The organism is Janthinobacterium sp. SUN128 (assembly GCF_030587275.1).
GTDB lineage: Bacteria > Pseudomonadota > Gammaproteobacteria > Burkholderiales > Burkholderiaceae_D > Janthinobacterium > Janthinobacterium lividum.
Genome location: NZ_JAPWHY010000015.1, coordinates 1 through 1,041, shown reverse-complemented (window position 1 = coordinate 1,041; position 1,041 = coordinate 1). Strand labels below are relative to the sequence as shown.

At 51.5% G+C, this 1,041-nt stretch carries 1 rRNA gene; it reads right to left on the bottom strand.

From position 1 onward, the window contains the following. Nucleotides 1-1,041: ribosomal RNA gene (locus tag O3297_RS28750) — 23S ribosomal RNA — on the bottom strand; the annotation flags it as partial.

Sequence of the window (1,041 nt, the reverse complement as noted above, 5' to 3'; positions counted from 1 at the left end):
TTCTCCCGAGTTCTCTCAAGCGCCTTAGAATACTCATCTCGCCCACCTGTGTCGGTTTGCGGTACGGTCTCGTATGACTGAAGCTTAGAGGCTTTTCTTGGAACCACTTCCGATTGCTTCGTGAACAAGTTCACTCGTCCCATCCCCTTGAATTCCGCGCCCGGATTTGCCTAAGCGCCTTCTATGAGACAGAAACTGACTATTCCAACAGTCAGACAACCTTCCGCGATCCGTCCCCCCATCGCATCATACGACGGTGCAGGAATATTAACCTGCTTCCCATCAGCTACGCATCTCTGCCTCGCCTTAGGGGCCGACTCACCCTGCTCCGATGAACGTTGAACAGGAAACCTTGGGCTTACGGCGTGGAGGCTTTTCACCCCCATTATCGCTACTCATGTCAGCATTCGCACTTCTGATACCTCCAGCATCCTTTACAAGACACCTTCGCAGGCTTACAGAACGCTCTCCTACCATATCCAATAAAGGATATCCGCAGCTTCGGTGACTGGCTTAGCCCCGTTACATCTTCCGCGCAGGACGACTCGATCAGTGAGCTATTACGCTTTCTTTAAATGATGGCTGCTTCTAAGCCAACATCCTGACTGTTTTAGCCTTCCCACTTCGTTTTCCACTTAGCCAATCTTTGGGACCTTAGCTGGCGGTCTGGGTTGTTTCCCTCTTGACGCCGGACGTTAGCACCCGACGTCTGTCTCCCAAGCTCGCACTCATCGGTATTCGGAGTTTGCAATGGTTTGGTAAGTCGCAATGACCCCCTAGCCATAACAGTGCTCTACCCCCGATGGTGATACTTGAGGCACTACCTAAATAGTTTTCGGAGAGAACCAGCTATTTCCAAGTTTGTTTAGCCTTTCACCCCTACCCACAGCTCATCCCCTAATTTTTCAACATTAGTGGGTTCGGACCTCCAGGGCGTGTTACCGCACCTTCATCCTGGCCATGAGTAGATCACTTGGTTTCGGGTCTACACCCAGCGACTGATCGCCCTATTCGGACTCGATTTCTCTACGGCTTCCCTAT